The sequence below is a fragment of the Calothrix sp. NIES-2100 genome, assembly GCF_963875285.1.
Taxonomy (GTDB): domain Bacteria; phylum Cyanobacteriota; class Cyanobacteriia; order Cyanobacteriales; family Nostocaceae; genus Aulosira.
Genome location: NZ_CAWNLA010000001.1, coordinates 1,819,949 through 1,833,734, shown reverse-complemented (window position 1 = coordinate 1,833,734; position 13,786 = coordinate 1,819,949). Strand labels below are relative to the sequence as shown.

The following is a 13,786-nucleotide window of genomic DNA, read 5'->3' as shown; positions in this document are numbered from 1 at the left end:
CAATTAATACACGAGGTTTCCATAATAACTCAGTAAACTCAGTTTGATCCTGAATGCTGAATTTTTCAATGGCCTGCTTGTGATTCTTGCTCGTCACCAGTGTTATCTCATACACAAAAGCTAGAAAGCATTTCAATATTCACTGCTTGTGTAGCTATAGCAACAAGATACCCGACAACTTCTGCGAAGTCGGGTATCTGAGAGATGAGTGATGATGGGCAACTGTATTTACAAGTTTAGTTGTTACCAGATGAGCGATCGCCAACCCCTCACAAATATTCAACTGGCTTTTGCTTCATCTACCGACGCTTCAGCGGCCGCTGCTAATCTATCCATCACTGCTCTACCAATGATCGCTACTTCACTCAATGGCATAGACTTGATGTACTTGACAATCTGGTTCACATCGGAAGATTCTGAAATTGGCTTAACACCTAGGTAGTTAAGCAGTTCCTCCATCGTATAGCCTGCTCTCGCTGCAATGTTAGCTAAATTCTCTGTATCTGGAATAGATTCGCCTTTTTCCCACAATTGCACCGCAGTAGCAGAAACGCCCAGAAGCTTACCAAAAGCTCGTTGACTCATCGAGCCACGAGCCATTTTCACGACTTCAATCAGTTTCTTTCTAGCTTCTAAATCCACTGCTGTACTATTTTTTTCACTAAATAAATAATTTAATTTAGGCATTTACAAGTTTGCTTGCCAATGATAAATTAAATTTAGAGTTTAAAATTACAAGTTTAAATGTCAGCCTATCTAGATTTAAAGATAGTGATACTCATTCATTTTATCGCGGAAATTCGCGACAGACCGCTTGCTGTCAAATCATGGAAAGAAGGTGCATCATGTTTTGTAAGCCAAGCAAAATAAACTCCTATCGCCACTAACGCCTTGTGGGTTAGTTCAACTAGCTTTAGCTTCATCCCCAGACGCTTCAGCCACAGCAGCCAGTCTATCAGCCGCAGCCTGAACAATTTGCGCCACTTGGCTAAGAGGCATATGCTTGATTTGTCTCAAAATTAAACTTAAATCTGAAGTTTCTGCTACAGGCTTGCCATCTAAGCAGCTGAGTAGCTCTTCTAATGTATAGCCTGCTCTAGCTGCTATTTTCGCTAAATACTCGGTGTCTGGCACGTTTACACCCTTTTCCCACAATTGAACAGCAGTAGCTGAAACTCCCAAAAGCTTGCCAAAGGCTCGCTGACTCATGGAACCACGAGCTAGTTTGATAATTTCAATAAGTTTTTCTCTGCTTTCAATGTTCACTGCTTATGTAGCTATTCAACTGTATTTACAAGTTTAATGAGCAAAGCCTACAATTTTAATTTTTAATTGACATTAAAAGTTGTCAATATTTTGCTACAATGAAAATTGTAATTGCACAATGTTAATTGTAATTGTTAGATAACGCCACCACTAAATTTTTGGTGTGACTGTTACTTGCATAAAAGGTGCATCATGTTGTACAAGGCGCGCAAAATTAACTCCTATCGCCCCAAAGGTCAAAGCCTGATTGCTGCTAATAAAATTAAACCAGAACAGTGGTATATTTCTCACGCTGAGGCAAAAGAAGCTTTAACAGCCAAAGGCTACAAGGTTAAGCAAATCAAGAAAATTCATTGTCTGAAGCATCAGGTATGTATTTCCTTTTGGGATGAAAAAGGTAACATTTGCAGCAGCTTTTTCAGCTACCGGATTTTTGCGCGTTGGCAAAAGGAAGTAGAAAAGTTAATTGATACCTGTCCAACCCTGAATGACTGGAAGAAGTTAAATCATATTATGCAGTATGAATTTGTCCATTACCATTATTTTCAGGAAATGGAAGACGCACTGTATACTGCATTAAAAAACCGCTTATCGGTGTTAAAAGTAACATCACAACAAGCGGTTTTCCACTACGCATCACTAGAACAATTAGCTTGTAGTACCAGAGGCCGCTAACTCTGCTAAACGTTCCTGCTGGTCTTGAGAGATACAAGATTGGATAACAGACTCTAAATCACCTTCCAATACAGGGTTAAGGGAATAGTTTTGACCTAGACGGTGGTCAGTAACGCGGTTGTCTTTATAATTGTAGGTGCGAATTTTTTCCGATCGCGATCCTGTACCCACTTGCGATCGCCGCATGGAAGTTACAACTTCTTGTTGTTCGCGCAACTTCATTTCGTACAGTTTCGCCCGCAAAATTTGCATCGCCCGTTCTTTGTTTTGCAACTGGCTGCGTTCTTCGGTACAGAAAATCCGAATTCCGGTGGGTTTGTGCATCAAGTCAACAGCAGTTTCCACCTTGTTGACGTTTTGTCCACCAGCGCCACCAGAACGAGCTGTGGTCATTTCAATATCCTTGGGATCAATGTGGATTTCCACATCATCCACTTCTGGCATGATGGCGACTGTAGCTGTGGAAGTATGAACCCTTCCCCCAGCTTCCGTTGCAGGTACACGCTGAACGCGATGTACTCCCGCTTCAAACTTCAGCTTGCTGTAAACACTCTCACCCTGAATTTCCAGGATCACTTCTTTAAAACCGCCCATTTCCCCTAGTGACTCGCTCACTAGTTTCACTCTCCAACCCTGTCCGTCAGCGTAGCGAGAGTACATCCGCAGCAAATCACCTGCCCAAATACTCGCTTCATCGCCGCCCGTACCAGCCCGAATTTCCAACATGATGTTTTTATCATCGTTGGGATCGCGGGGTAGCAACAAGATTTTTAAGCGGTTTTCTAAATATTCCAGCTTTTGCTCTAGTTCGTCTACTTCCAAAGCCGCCATTTCTTGCAGCTCTGGGTCACTCGCCGATTCTTTGTAAACCTGACGCGCTCCGATCAAGTCTTCTTGGGTTGCTTTCCAAGTTTCATAGGTATCAACTACCTCTTCCAAAGAAGAACGAGACTTAGCAATTTGTTGATACTCATCAGGATTGCTAGCGGTATCGGGATCGCCAAGACGGCGCGTTAATTCATTAAAGGTTTGTTCAACGGATTTTAGTTTATCCAGCAGGTATGATTCAGCCATGATGAGTGCGATCGCTCCTTAAAATAACAAATTGGCTCAAGCATTAAATGACAATCGACCCAGCTCAATTGCAGGGTCGTCGTTAACAGCAGAGCCAACCCGCTACTTTTTGTCTGTGTCGCCTGAGGTTTGAGTACTGCTCATACCGTACTTGCGCAGGAAGCGCTCTACTCGACCCTCAGTATCGATAATCTTCTGAGTGCCGGTGTAAAAGGGATGGTTTCCAGACCAAACATCTACGTGCAGTTCTGGCTTAGTAGAGCCAACGGTCATGACAACTTGACCGTTGCAGTAGACTTTCGCATCTGGATACCACTTGGGATGAATCTCAGGTTTAGCCATTGTTCCTTTTGTGGTGAATCTATATAAATTATAACTTTCAGATGATGTCAGGGAATAGGGACGCTTAGGCTAGGGGGATAATGCCGAATGCCCAATGCCCAATGCCCAATGCCTATCGTTTTGAGTACTGAGGTGCTTTGCGGGCTTTGTGTAAACCGTATTTTTTCCGCTCTTTGGCTCTGGGATCGCGAGTCAAGTAACCTTCGGTTTTTAAAGGTGAACGGTTATCTGGATCTAGTTGACACAAAGCGCGAGCCACTCCCAAGCGGATAGAATCAGCTTGTCCGGTCAAGCCACCACCTTCAGCTTTCACCAAAATGTCATATTCGTTCTCTAGTCCCAGTGTTTCTAGAGGCCCTTTGATCACACCTAGGTAGTTGGCGTTGAATTGGAAGTACAAGTTTCCATCTTTACCATTTACAGTCAGTTGACCGCTACCAGGAATCAGGCGGACTCTTGCTACTGCTGACTTACGACGGCCTGTACCCCAGTATACGGCACGACCGCTAGTAGTTTCTGCTACTGCTACCATTAATTTTCTGCTCCAGGAATTGTATTAACTTTAAGTTCTTTGGGTTGTTGCGCTGCATGGGGGTGAGTTGGGCCTGCGTACACTTTCAGCTTGGTGAACAACTGCTTACCTAAGCTATTTTTAGGTAACATCCCTTTTACAGCGTGTTCTACAATTCTTTCTGGTAGACGCTGTTGCAGCTTGGCGAAGGTTTCTGTCTTCATCCCGCCAGGACGACCGGAATGGCGACGATAGAGCTTTTGGGTACGTTTTTTACCTGTGACTGCTATTTTCTCCGCATTGATGACAATCACAAAATCCCCTGTATCTAGGTGGGGAGTATACTCGGCTTTCTTTTTGCCTCTGAGGATCATGGCGATTTCAGTAGCAAGGCGACCGAGGCGTTGGTCTGTAGCATCTACTATGTACCACTCACGCTCAAGAGTATCTTGAGAAGGAAGGTATGTTTTAGTCATTTGTCATTTGTCCTTTGTCAGTTGTCAGTTGTCAGTTGTCAGTTGTCAGTTGTCAGTTGTCATTAGACTATTGCCTATTGACTTTTGACTTTTGACCATTGACTCTTGACTAAAAACTAATTTTGGCAGATTGTCATACCAAACATCTGGGGAAAAAGGGAAATCTGGATAGCCGACTCGCAACAAGCACAAGCCTTGAGGGGGTGCGGCATATTTCACTTCTTCCCGTCGTTCAGCTTTCCACAGTTGTGTAAAGTTAGCTAGGGTAAGTTTTCCAGTGCCTACTTGTACTAGCATCCCTACTAACAGCCGTACCATGCCATACAAAAAGCCATCTGCCTGGATTTCAATATGGAGTAATGGCCCACTGCGATGACACTCTGCTGCTTGTACTTCTACCCAAGAATGCGATCGCTTTGAACCTGCACGGTGAAAAGCAGCGAGATGATGCTTTCCCAGCAGGGGTTTCAGGGCAGCTTTAATTAAGGATTCATCTAGGGGTGCATAATAATAATGCCAACTGAAGGGTCTCACAAACAAGTTCGGTTGATCTTCAGTGTATATCGTGTAGCGATACCGTCGATAGGCTGCACTAAAGCGAGCGTGCCAACGGTTACCTACACCTGCTGAAGCCCTGATTAATATATCATTGGGCAAATAGCTGTTAAGGATGGCTGCCCACTTGTGAGGTGGAATCAAACCTGTAGCTTCAAAATGGGCTACTTGGGCTGCGGCGTGAACCCCCGCATCGGTTCTGCCTGCACCATGTAGTGTCACATGATACCCAAGAATTTTGGCGATCGCTGTTTCTATTTCTTCTTGAACTGTGCGCTGTTGCTTTTGCCGTTGCCAGCCATGAAAATGAGTGCCCAGGTATTGAATTACCAGGGCTACTCTATGAGTTCCTGTTGGCTGGTGGCTTTCTAACATACAGATTGTGTTCTTTGTCAGTTGTCAGTTGTGAGGCAGTGCGTTGGGCGGGTTAAGAGACTTGAAGCAACTGCCGAACCCGTCAGGGTCAGTTGTCAGTTGTCAGTTGTTTTTTGCAAATGACTAATGACCAATGACTAATGACTAATGACTAATGACTTAAACTAGTTCAATAATGGCCATTTCAGCATTATCGCCCCGACGAGGCACTGTATGCAGGATGCGGGTATAACCGCCTTGACGATTGGCATACCGCGTGGGAGCTTGCTCAAACAAAGCATGAACTAGTGTTTTATCGTAGATATAGCCTAAAGCTTGCCGACGTGCTGCTAAGGAGCCGTCTTTGGCTAAGGTAATCATTTTATCTACTTCAGAGCGTAGTACTTTAGCTCGGATTAAAGTAGTAGTAATCCGTCCATGACGAACTAGCTCAGTGGTTAGCGCCCGTAACAAAGCACGACGCTGGTCTGCTGGTTTACCTAGTTTTTTGACTCGACAACGGTGACGCATAATAATGCACTATCAATTACTAACGGTTTTGATTTAGCTGTGTTTAGAGCTTCTTTCTTGGGGCAGGGTAATGCCTAAGCGTCGCTGTAAAGCTTCAACTACTTCTTCCGCTGACTTCTGACCAAAGTTTTTAATTTCTAACAGGTCTTCTTGGGTATAATCCAACAAGTCGGCTACAGAGTTAACTTGTGCTCGCTTGAGACAGTTATATGCCCTGACAGAAAGCTGCAACTCTTCGATCGGAATTTGCGCGGTAGGATCGTCTGGAATATCTGATCCTGTATCTGTGGGTTCTAGTGAAATATCTTTCAGTGGGTTGAATAGATCTACCAGAATGCCCGCAGCTGATGATAGTGCTTCTTGGGGAGAGATACTACCATTAGTCCAAACTTCCAATAGCAATCGGTCTTTGGCGATTGAGCCGTCCCCACGGGCATCTTCGACACTATAGTTGACTTTTCGCACTGGCATAAACACCGAGTCGATTTGCAAAAAGTCCAAAGATGTGGCTTCTTCGCGTCCTCGTTCTACGGTGCGATAACCTTTACCTCTTTCGATCCGAAATTCCATTTCCAGTTTGCCGCCTTCAGCTAAGGTGGCGACATACTGGGTCGGATCGATGATTTCTACTTCACTTGGCAAATCAAAATGCGCCGCAGTAACTGTGACTGGACCGTTAACGAGTAACCGCCCAATTTGGGGTTGAGAAGAATAGCTTTTGAGAATGACTTCTTTCATTCTCATTAAAATTTCCAGCACATCTTCCCGCACGCCCGGAACTGTGGCGAACTCGTGTGAAACACCTGCAATCCTTACTGCTGTAACTGCTGTCCCCTCTAGATTGGACAGTAAAACTCGCCTTAGAGCATTGCCAACTGTCGTTCCTTGACCGCGTTCTAGAGGTTCCAAGACAAATTTACTGTAATGGCTTCGACTTTCCTCAGTTGTAGACTCTACACATTCAATTTGAAACTGCGCCACGGAGTTGCCTCCCTCTGTTTAAGGTGCTGCTAGTAGGCAAATCGCTTGCCTCCCGAATTTAGTTCTTGCCCTGAAGCTTACTCTAGGTATCTCAATCCGCCAACTGCAAATGTTGCTATTTGATTTCCTACTTCAGCTTGTGGGCGATAGTATTTAATTTTGGGTTTTCCGAAAGTTCTCAAACTTCTTTTTAGAAGGATTTGATCGTCTTTTGGTTACCCAAGCCGTCTGAAGTTCCAAAGCCACAATCTTGCCACAGCAGGTTGCTTTTCTTCGGTTCAAGCAGGCATTACAGGTGACTTTTCCTTGCTCGAACTTCTTGCTTTCATCGCCCCACCACTTCTAAACTCGGCGGCGCTTAGGTGGACGGCAACCATTATGAGGAATGGGAGTAATATCCCGAATCAGTGTAATTTCCAATCCTGCGCCTTGAAGTGCCCGGATGGCAGTTTCTCTACCTGCACCAGGGCCACTTACCATGACCTCAATTTGACGCATTCCTTGGTCGATGGCTCGACGTGCCGCACTTTCAGCAGCGGTTTGTGCAGCAAAGGGAGTTCCCTTTTTTGCTCCTTTAAAACCGCTAGAACCAGCACTTGCCCAAGAAATCACATCTCCGTTTTGATCGGTAATGGTGACAATGCTATTGTTGAAAGTAGACTGGATGTAAGCCATACCGTTTGGTACGTTGCGTTTCTGCTTCTTGCTTCCGGATTTTTTGGTTGGTTGTCGCGCCATAGTTGTGTCGTGAATTTAAGGTAAATCTTGCTCGGATGAGCAAGTATGAACATATTATTTTTATTTGCCCGGAGCTTTCTTCTTCCCAGCCACAGTCTGCCTTCTACCCCGACGAGTTCTGGCATTTGTGCGAGTTCTTTGTCCTCTGACTGGTAAGCCCATGCGATGACGACGGCCTCTGTAAGTACCAATGTCAATTAGGCGCTTGATGTTCATCGCTTCCCAGCGGCGCAAGTCACCTTCGACTTGATAGTTGCTTTCGATTTCGCCTCTTAAGGCGGCAACATCAGCATCACTGAGTTCTTTAACGCGGGTGTCTGGGTTAACACCTGTAGTCGCTAAAATTTCTTGCGACCGAGATAAACCAATTCCGTAGATGTATGTTAGACCAATCTCGACACGCTTATCGCGTGGCAGGTCTACTCCGGCAATACGTGCCACAATGAATTTCTCCCTCTTGTTCTGGCAATTGCTATCAAAAAAATGCGCTTAACCGCATTTTGGATTTTGTCTGGTGTGGTTGTGTCCCACTTGTCGCTAGCCTTGACGTTGCTTATGCTTGGGGTTAACACAAATCACCATGACGCGACCACGACGTTTGATCACGTTACACTTTTCACAAATCTTTTTGACTGAGGCTCGGACTTTCATGCCTTTCTAATTAACTCCAAATAGTGAATTATAGCATTTTTTAGGAAATTAGTCAGTTAAATGACTAGGGAACACCCAAAAAGGTCATTATATGGTAATATTCTCTACATAAACTTACTTCTTCCGCAGTCGATAGGTGATTCTGCCCTTTGTCAAGTCGTAGGGAGTTAACTCCACTTTGACGCGATCGCCAGGTAAAATCTTGATGTAATTGCGGCGGATTTTTCCCGAAATGTGTGCCAGGACATTAAAGCCATTATCCAAGTCAACGCGAAACATCGCGTTGGGCAATGACTCGGTAACCGTGCCTTCCATTTCAATCAAATCTTGTTTAGACAACTTGTTTTTTCCTCAACTCAACAATCTCCTGTTCTTTTGCTGTACCTTCACCTGCAAGAGAACATACTTTACGAAATATATCAACAGTTTCTTAATATATCTTAGCTAAAGTTGCTATCTGCCCTACATAGAGAGGTAGCACTTAATTTTATCTGGTGGCTCAATTTGGGATATGGGAGAAATTTAAAAGTTGGGATTTCTCCCGTCTACCCCTTATATACCTTGCTTAAGACGCTATTACCTTTTGCAGTTCGGTGGTGACTTCTTCTGGGGACTGATTACCATTGACCGTGAGCAGTTTTTGGCGATCGCCGTAATAATTAATCAAGGGTGCAGTTTCCGAGCGGTAAACTTCTAGACGACGACGAATAACTTCTTCGCTGTCATCCTTTCTACCCCTGGCGAGTAACCTTGCAACTACAACATTATCTGGAACTTCTAGGTTAACTACCTTTTCTCCACCTTGATGTGTTGTTTCCAGCAATTGAGCCAAAAAAGCTGCTTGTGTTACTTTACGGGGAAAGCCATCTAGAATCCAACCAGATTTTGTATCGGGTTGCTCTAGCCGCTCCTGTACCAAGTCCTGTACTAGCTGGTCGGGAACTAACTCGCCGCTATCAACATAGCTTTGAGCTTTTACCCCCAAAGGCGTTTGGTCTTTCATCGCTTGCCGTAAGATATCACCAGTAGAAATATGGGGAATCTGCAAGTGTTGGGCCAATTTTTGAGATTGTGTTCCTTTACCAGCTCCAGGTGGTCCCAAGAAGATTAATCGCGTCACTATTGTTTCACCATTCCTTCGTAGCGCTGAGATATAACGTAAGTTTGGACTTGCTTCGCTGTGTCAATCGCTACACCCACCAGAATTAACAGAGATGTAGCACCCAGTCCCTTAAAGGTTGGTACTCCTAAAGCACTTTCCACAGCTGTGGGGATAATTGCAACAAAGCCCAAAAATATTGCACCCAAGAAAGTCAGTCTATTGATTACTCGCTCAATGTACTCGCTAGTCGCCTTACCAGGACGAATTCCCGGAATACTCGAACCCATCTTCTTCAAGTTCTGCGCTACATCTACTGGGTTAACAATCAACGAAGAATAGAAATAGCTGAAGAAAACAATAGAAATTAAGTAAACCAAGGCATAAGCCCAAGGCTGAGAACCACCGGGACTCAGATAAGTGTTAACGATATTTGCCAAGTCCGGATTTTTGGTGAAATTCGCAATGAGTAGTGGCAAACTCAGGATGGCTGCGGCAAAAATGATCGGCATTACGCCACCAGAATTGAGTCGTAGGGGTAGGTAGCTACGTTGTTCAGCTAAAACTCGCCGCCCTACTTGACGACGTGCGGAAATAATGGGGATGCGCCGAATTCCTTCCTGCACAAACACAATACCAACAATTGTCGCCAAGAAAACTACTACCAGCACAATCACGCGACCGACGATTTCCCGACCGCCGACTTGTACCAAGTCGATGGTATCACCCAAAGATTTTGGTAGGGATGCCACAATATTGACAAAAATCAACAATGATGCTCCATTACCAATACCCCTTTCGGTAATCAGTTCGGATGCCCACATCACGAACATTGAACCAGCAGTAAGTGCGATCGCAGTTTCAGCTACAAATAACGGACCTGGTTGTAAGGCAAATTGCTGGAGGAAGAGAGCCGAAAAAGCCGTACTTTGAATAATTGCCCAACCGACAGTGACATAGCGTGTAATTTGCGAAATTTTTCGCCGCCCTGCTTCACCTTCGTCTTTCTGTAACTTTTCTAAAGATGGTATAGCCGCAGTGAGTAATTGGATAATAATGGACGCATTAATGAATGGCAAAATACCCAAGGCAAAGACTCCCAAAGTCGAAAGTCCCCGCCCGGAAAATATATCCAATAAGCCAAAGATGGAATTATTGCCCGATATCGCCTCATGAAACCTAGCTCTATCAATACCAGGTACAGGCAGAAAGATACCCAGGCGAACCAAAATTAAAATACCGACAGTGACAAGCAGCCTACCTCTCAGTCCAGCTGCTTGAGCCATCTGCATAAAAGTTTCTTGAGCCGTTGGGGCTTTGTCTCGACTGATCATAGAGTGCTACCTTTATCGTGAACCAGGCGCTGGAAGCGAGTTGGCTAGCATGTTAAGTGCGCTATTCTGGCTCACTCTGGGACTTCACAACTTCCTCCAGCTGCCTCAATTTTGCTACGAGCTTGACCCGTGAAAGCCGCAGCTTTAACTGTCAGCGGAACGTTCAATTCCCCGTTACCCAAAATTTTCAATGGCCCTTTGACAGTAGTCAGAATACCTGCTGCTTTTAAGGATTCCAAAGTTACTTCTGTATTGGCAGGGAGAGAAGCGAGCTTCTCTACATTAATCGTAGTGTAAATTTTCCGATTAACTACCGGAAACCCTTTCAACTTAGGTAAGCGGCGGTACAATGGCTGTTGACCACCTTCAAAACCTGGGCGGGTGCCACTACCAGAGCGAGATTTTTGACCCCGCATACCTAGACCAGCACTGGCACCTTGTCCGGCAGAAATACCTCTACCTACACGCTTACGGCGTTTTTTTGAGCCTTTTTGAGGCTTAGCATCGTTGAGTCTCATGATGTAAATAGTAATTTTTTACACAAAGGAGGAGGCAAAATTTGCTCTACTAAACGGTGTAGAGATTTTCAATAGGAACACCCCGGTCTTCAGCGACTTCAGTCAAGGTACGCAGTGTAGATAAGGCGTTGACTGCGGCTCTAGCATTGTTGAGTGGATTGTTGGAGCCTAGTTGCTTGGCTAGAACGTTTCGCACTCCGGCTAATTCCAGTACCGTCCGCACAGCACCACCGGCAATTACGCCTGTACCGGGTGCGGCTGGGCGCATAATTACCTTAGCTCCACCACCAACACCATCAATGGGATGGGGGATGGAATTAGATTTGGTAATGGGGATGTCAATGAGATGTTTTTTACCGTCGGCTACGCCTTTTTTCACCGCACCAATTACATCTGAGGCTTTACCTACTCCAACACCAACTTGACCGCGTTCGTTACCGACGACGACGATCGCCCGGAAGCTGAGTTTTTTACCACCTTTGACGACCTTGCTCACCCGGCGGATCTGAATTACCCGCTCTTGCCAGTTGGTTTCTTCTTTCTTTGCGCGGTTCGCTTTACGACGACCAGTTGCCATAATTAAATGCTCTCTGTTAGTCAATTGTCAGTTGTCAGTTGTCAGTTGTCAGTTGTCAGTTGTTTTTGAACAAAAGACTAATGACTGATGACAAATGACTTTAGAAATCTAAACCAGCCTCACGAGCTGCATCAGCTAGTGCCTGGATACGACCGTGGTATAGGTTACCACCGCGATCGAAGACGACTTGGGTGATGCCTTTTTCTAGCGATCGCGCTGCTATCAATTTACCTACTTGCACTGATGCGTCGCGGTTAGCACCTGACGCTAAACTCGACTTCAACTCTGGTTCTAGAGTTGAGGCTGAAACCAAAGTATGATGTTGAGTATCATCAATTACTTGAGCATAAATATGCTCATTCGAGCGAAATACGGCTAAACGCGGGCGTTCTTGAGAGCCTTGAACTTTACCACGGATACGTCGATGGCGACGTGTTTTTGATTCTCTACGAGTAAGTTTCATTTTTACTTCTTACCACCCTTACCAGTCTTACCAGCTTTCCGTCTGACCACTTCACCTGCGTAGCGAATACCCTTGCCTTTATACGGTTCTGGTTTACGAACGGCACGAATTTTCGCTGCTGTGTTACCTACTATTTCTTTGTCATAGCCACTGACTATGACGTTAGTTGTACCTTCGACAGCAAACTGAATTCCATCGGGAGGTTCAATTTGTACCTGATGGCTGTAACCCATATTTAAAACGAGGTTACGACCTTGGACTTGTGCCCGGTAACCAACACCTTGGATTTCTAAACGGCGCTGAAAACCTTGGGACACGCCCTCGACCATGTTGGCCACTAAAGTACGGCTCAAACCGTGCATTTGCCTGGAGGTGCGGGTTTCATCCCTACGAGTTACTAGTAATGTTTCGCCTTCTTGGGAGACTGACACATGATTAGGTAACACACGAGAAAGTTCTCCTTTAGGCCCTTTGACGACAACTTTGCTGCCATCAATCGCCACTTGCACTTTGGCGGGAATAGTAATTGGACGTTTACCAATACGAGACATGACTTTTTGTCCTTTGTTATTTGTCCTTTGTCCTTTGTCCTTTGTCTTTTACTAATGACAAATGACTAATGACTAATGACTACCAGACATAGCACAGTACTTCCCCACCCAAGTTCTGACGCCGCGCTTCGCGGTCGGTCATAATCCCACTGGATGTAGAAATAATGGCAATGCCGATACCACCGAGTACTCTGGGTAAATCTTTGCGATTAGAGTAAACCCGCAAACCAGGTTTACTTACGCGCTTGAGGGCGGTAATTAGTGGCTGGCGATTTTTACCCTTATATTTCAGGGCAATCACCAGGTTACGTTTTACGCCTTCTCCTGATTCTTCAAATTCAGAAATAAAGCCTTCTTCTCGTAGTACTTTTGCAATACTACGGGTGAGTTTTGTTGCAGGCACTAGTGTAGTTTGATGCCTCGCCAAGTTGGCATTGCGGATGCGCGTCAGCATATCTGCAATTGTGTCGTTAGCCGCCATCGTTCCCTCTTTAGATGAACTTATTGATCGCGAAAAGGCATACCCATTTCTTTCAGTAGGGCGCGGCCTTCTTCGTCGTTTTTCGCTGTGGTAATGATGGAAATATCTAGACCACGGATTTGATCGATGCTGTCATACTCGATTTCTGGAAAAATTAGCTGTTCTCGGACACCTAGAGTGTAGTTACCGCGACCATCAAAGCTTTTAGGACTAACGCCGCGAAAATCTCTGATTCTGGGTAGGGACAAGCTAATAAGTCTGTCGAGGAAGGCATACATCCTCTCGCCTCTTAAGGTCACCATGATCCCAACAGGCATACCTTGACGAATTTTGAAGCCGGCGATCGCCTTTTTCGCTCTTGTTACTACTGGTTTTTGACCAGTAATCGTGGCAATTTCGTTGAGAGACGCGTCTAGTGCTTTAGCATTTTGAGCCGCCTCTCCCAAACCTCGGTTAACAGTAACTTTGACCAACTTCGGCACTTGATGAACGTTGGTGTATTGAAACTGACTGGTCAGTTTGGGGACGATTGTCTCTAGATATAAGGTTTTGAGTCTTGTTGTCGCCATAATTTTTTGTCCTGTTTCTCCCTGGGCTTGGTCAGGGAAC

At 45.1% G+C, this 13,786-nt stretch carries 22 protein-coding genes; 1 reads left to right on the top strand and 21 read right to left on the bottom strand.

Annotated features, from left to right (window positions below):
* Positions 1-279: 279 nt before the first annotated feature.
* Both AACU32_RS07740 and AACU32_RS07735 read right to left on the bottom strand, forming a co-directional pair.
* Positions 280-642 (bottom strand): helix-turn-helix domain-containing protein, encoded by a 363-nt coding sequence (locus tag AACU32_RS07740; RefSeq protein ID WP_096607903.1) that lies wholly within the window; start codon positions 640-642, stop codon positions 280-282.
* A 261-nt stretch (positions 643-903) separates the two neighbouring features.
* On the bottom strand, positions 904-1,266 hold the full coding sequence (locus tag AACU32_RS07735) for a helix-turn-helix domain-containing protein (protein WP_096599051.1): 363 nt from the start codon (positions 1,264-1,266) through the stop codon (positions 904-906).
* A gap of 192 nt (positions 1,267-1,458) precedes the next feature.
* On the opposite strand from AACU32_RS07735, the gene AACU32_RS07730 reads away from it, so the two are divergent.
* The gene (locus AACU32_RS07730; RefSeq protein ID WP_096599050.1) at positions 1,459-1,941 is read left to right on the top strand and encodes a hypothetical protein; all 483 of its coding nucleotides are present in this window, start codon (positions 1,459-1,461) and stop codon (positions 1,939-1,941) included.
* Here the strand turns inward: AACU32_RS07730 and prfA are convergent.
* The 19 genes from prfA to rplE all read right to left on the bottom strand — a co-directional run bounded on the left by prfA (position 1,915) and on the right by rplE (position 13,746).
* A complete protein-coding gene (prfA, locus tag AACU32_RS07725; RefSeq protein WP_096599049.1) occupies positions 1,915-3,015 on the bottom strand; it encodes a peptide chain release factor 1 in 1,101 nt (366 codons plus the stop codon). The two genes, AACU32_RS07730 and prfA, sit on opposite strands and share 27 nt — an antisense overlap.
* Positions 3,016-3,117: 102 nt before the next feature.
* On the bottom strand, positions 3,118-3,357 hold the full coding sequence (gene rpmE, locus AACU32_RS07720; protein ID WP_045870350.1) for a 50S ribosomal protein L31: 240 nt from the start codon (positions 3,355-3,357) through the stop codon (positions 3,118-3,120).
* Positions 3,358-3,469: 112 nt separating this feature from the next.
* Entirely contained in the window at positions 3,470-3,889 is a 420-nt protein-coding gene (rpsI, locus tag AACU32_RS07715; RefSeq protein WP_096599048.1) for a 30S ribosomal protein S9, read from the bottom strand.
* Positions 3,889-4,344 carry a 50S ribosomal protein L13 gene (gene rplM / locus AACU32_RS07710; protein WP_096599047.1) on the bottom strand — a complete coding sequence of 152 codons (456 nt, stop codon included), beginning with the start codon at positions 4,342-4,344 and terminating at the stop codon, positions 3,889-3,891. Before rplM ends, rpsI begins: the two co-directional genes overlap by 1 nt.
* A 45-nt stretch (positions 4,345-4,389) precedes the next feature.
* Positions 4,390-5,274 carry a tRNA pseudouridine(38-40) synthase TruA gene (truA, locus tag AACU32_RS07705; protein WP_096599046.1) on the bottom strand — a complete coding sequence of 295 codons (885 nt, stop codon included), beginning with the start codon at positions 5,272-5,274 and terminating at the stop codon, positions 4,390-4,392.
* Positions 5,275-5,433: 159 nt separating this feature from the next.
* Positions 5,434-5,784: a 50S ribosomal protein L17 gene (rplQ, locus tag AACU32_RS07700; protein ID WP_096599045.1), complete on the bottom strand. Its 351-nt coding sequence runs from the start codon at positions 5,782-5,784 to the stop codon at positions 5,434-5,436.
* 33 nt (positions 5,785-5,817) lie between these two features.
* Positions 5,818-6,765 (bottom strand): DNA-directed RNA polymerase subunit alpha, encoded by a 948-nt coding sequence (locus AACU32_RS07695; RefSeq protein ID WP_096599044.1) that lies wholly within the window; start codon positions 6,763-6,765, stop codon positions 5,818-5,820.
* Positions 6,766-7,107: 342 nt separating this feature from the next.
* Positions 7,108-7,503 carry a 30S ribosomal protein S11 gene (gene rpsK / locus AACU32_RS07690; RefSeq protein WP_010998331.1) on the bottom strand — a complete coding sequence of 132 codons (396 nt, stop codon included), beginning with the start codon at positions 7,501-7,503 and terminating at the stop codon, positions 7,108-7,110.
* 60 nt (positions 7,504-7,563) lie between these two features.
* The gene (gene rpsM / locus AACU32_RS07685; protein ID WP_086688748.1) at positions 7,564-7,944 is read right to left on the bottom strand and encodes a 30S ribosomal protein S13; all 381 of its coding nucleotides are present in this window, start codon (positions 7,942-7,944) and stop codon (positions 7,564-7,566) included.
* Positions 7,945-8,040: 96 nt separating this feature from the next.
* Entirely contained in the window at positions 8,041-8,154 is a 114-nt protein-coding gene (gene rpmJ / locus AACU32_RS07680; RefSeq protein ID WP_015129703.1) for a 50S ribosomal protein L36, read from the bottom strand.
* 114 nt (positions 8,155-8,268) lie between these two features.
* Positions 8,269-8,493 (bottom strand): translation initiation factor IF-1, encoded by a 225-nt coding sequence (gene infA / locus AACU32_RS07675; protein WP_006276978.1) that lies wholly within the window; start codon positions 8,491-8,493, stop codon positions 8,269-8,271.
* Positions 8,494-8,719: 226 nt separating this feature from the next.
* Entirely contained in the window at positions 8,720-9,274 is a 555-nt protein-coding gene (locus AACU32_RS07670; RefSeq protein WP_096599043.1) for an adenylate kinase, read from the bottom strand.
* Complete coding sequence (gene secY / locus AACU32_RS07665) at positions 9,274-10,587, bottom strand: preprotein translocase subunit SecY (protein ID WP_086762882.1); 1,314 nt, start codon at positions 10,585-10,587, stop codon at positions 9,274-9,276. The genes AACU32_RS07670 and secY overlap by 1 nt, the downstream gene beginning before the upstream one ends.
* Positions 10,588-10,658: 71 nt before the next feature.
* A complete protein-coding gene (rplO, locus tag AACU32_RS07660; protein WP_096599042.1) occupies positions 10,659-11,105 on the bottom strand; it encodes a 50S ribosomal protein L15 in 447 nt (148 codons plus the stop codon).
* 49 nt (positions 11,106-11,154) lie between these two features.
* Positions 11,155-11,682: a 30S ribosomal protein S5 gene (gene rpsE, locus AACU32_RS07655; protein WP_096586819.1), complete on the bottom strand. Its 528-nt coding sequence runs from the start codon at positions 11,680-11,682 to the stop codon at positions 11,155-11,157.
* A 100-nt stretch (positions 11,683-11,782) separates the two neighbouring features.
* Positions 11,783-12,145: a 50S ribosomal protein L18 gene (rplR, locus tag AACU32_RS07650; protein ID WP_096599041.1), complete on the bottom strand. Its 363-nt coding sequence runs from the start codon at positions 12,143-12,145 to the stop codon at positions 11,783-11,785.
* Between the two features lie 2 nt (positions 12,146-12,147).
* Positions 12,148-12,696 (bottom strand): 50S ribosomal protein L6, encoded by a 549-nt coding sequence (gene rplF, locus AACU32_RS07645; RefSeq protein ID WP_096599040.1) that lies wholly within the window; start codon positions 12,694-12,696, stop codon positions 12,148-12,150.
* 79 nt (positions 12,697-12,775) lie between these two features.
* On the bottom strand, positions 12,776-13,177 hold the full coding sequence (rpsH, locus tag AACU32_RS07640) for a 30S ribosomal protein S8 (RefSeq protein ID WP_096599039.1): 402 nt from the start codon (positions 13,175-13,177) through the stop codon (positions 12,776-12,778).
* Positions 13,178-13,197: 20 nt separating this feature from the next.
* Positions 13,198-13,746 (bottom strand): 50S ribosomal protein L5, encoded by a 549-nt coding sequence (rplE, locus tag AACU32_RS07635; RefSeq protein WP_096599038.1) that lies wholly within the window; start codon positions 13,744-13,746, stop codon positions 13,198-13,200.
* Positions 13,747-13,786: the final 40 nt, after the last annotated feature.

Coding starts and splice junctions, on each gene's coding strand:
- rpsH (WP_096599039.1), bottom strand. CDS start 13,177: ATGGCGGCTAACGACACAATTGCAGATATGCTGACGCGCATCCGCAAT.
- rplR (WP_096599041.1), bottom strand. CDS start 12,145: ATGAAACTTACTCGTAGAGAATCAAAAACACGTCGCCATCGACGTATC.
- rplQ (WP_096599045.1), bottom strand. CDS start 5,784: ATGCGTCACCGTTGTCGAGTCAAAAAACTAGGTAAACCAGCAGACCAG.
- rplM (WP_096599047.1), bottom strand. CDS start 4,344: ATGACTAAAACATACCTTCCTTCTCAAGATACTCTTGAGCGTGAGTGG.
- rpsI (WP_096599048.1), bottom strand. CDS start 3,889: ATGGTAGCAGTAGCAGAAACTACTAGCGGTCGTGCCGTATACTGGGGT.
- AACU32_RS07730 (WP_096599050.1), top strand. CDS start 1,459: ATGTTGTACAAGGCGCGCAAAATTAACTCCTATCGCCCCAAAGGTCAA.
- rpmE (WP_045870350.1), bottom strand. CDS start 3,357: ATGGCTAAACCTGAGATTCATCCCAAGTGGTATCCAGATGCGAAAGTC.
- rpsE (WP_096586819.1), bottom strand. CDS start 11,682: ATGGCAACTGGTCGTCGTAAAGCGAACCGCGCAAAGAAAGAAGAAACC.
- rplE (WP_096599038.1), bottom strand. CDS start 13,746: ATGGCGACAACAAGACTCAAAACCTTATATCTAGAGACAATCGTCCCC.
- secY (WP_086762882.1), bottom strand. CDS start 10,587: ATGATCAGTCGAGACAAAGCCCCAACGGCTCAAGAAACTTTTATGCAG.
- truA (WP_096599046.1), bottom strand. CDS start 5,274: ATGTTAGAAAGCCACCAGCCAACAGGAACTCATAGAGTAGCCCTGGTA.
- rpmJ (WP_015129703.1), bottom strand. CDS start 8,154: ATGAAAGTCCGAGCCTCAGTCAAAAAGATTTGTGAAAAGTGTAACGTG.
- rplO (WP_096599042.1), bottom strand. CDS start 11,105: ATGAGACTCAACGATGCTAAGCCTCAAAAAGGCTCAAAAAAACGCCGT.
- prfA (WP_096599049.1), bottom strand. CDS start 3,015: ATGGCTGAATCATACCTGCTGGATAAACTAAAATCCGTTGAACAAACC.
- rplF (WP_096599040.1), bottom strand. CDS start 12,696: ATGTCTCGTATTGGTAAACGTCCAATTACTATTCCCGCCAAAGTGCAA.
- rpsK (WP_010998331.1), bottom strand. CDS start 7,503: ATGGCGCGACAACCAACCAAAAAATCCGGAAGCAAGAAGCAGAAACGC.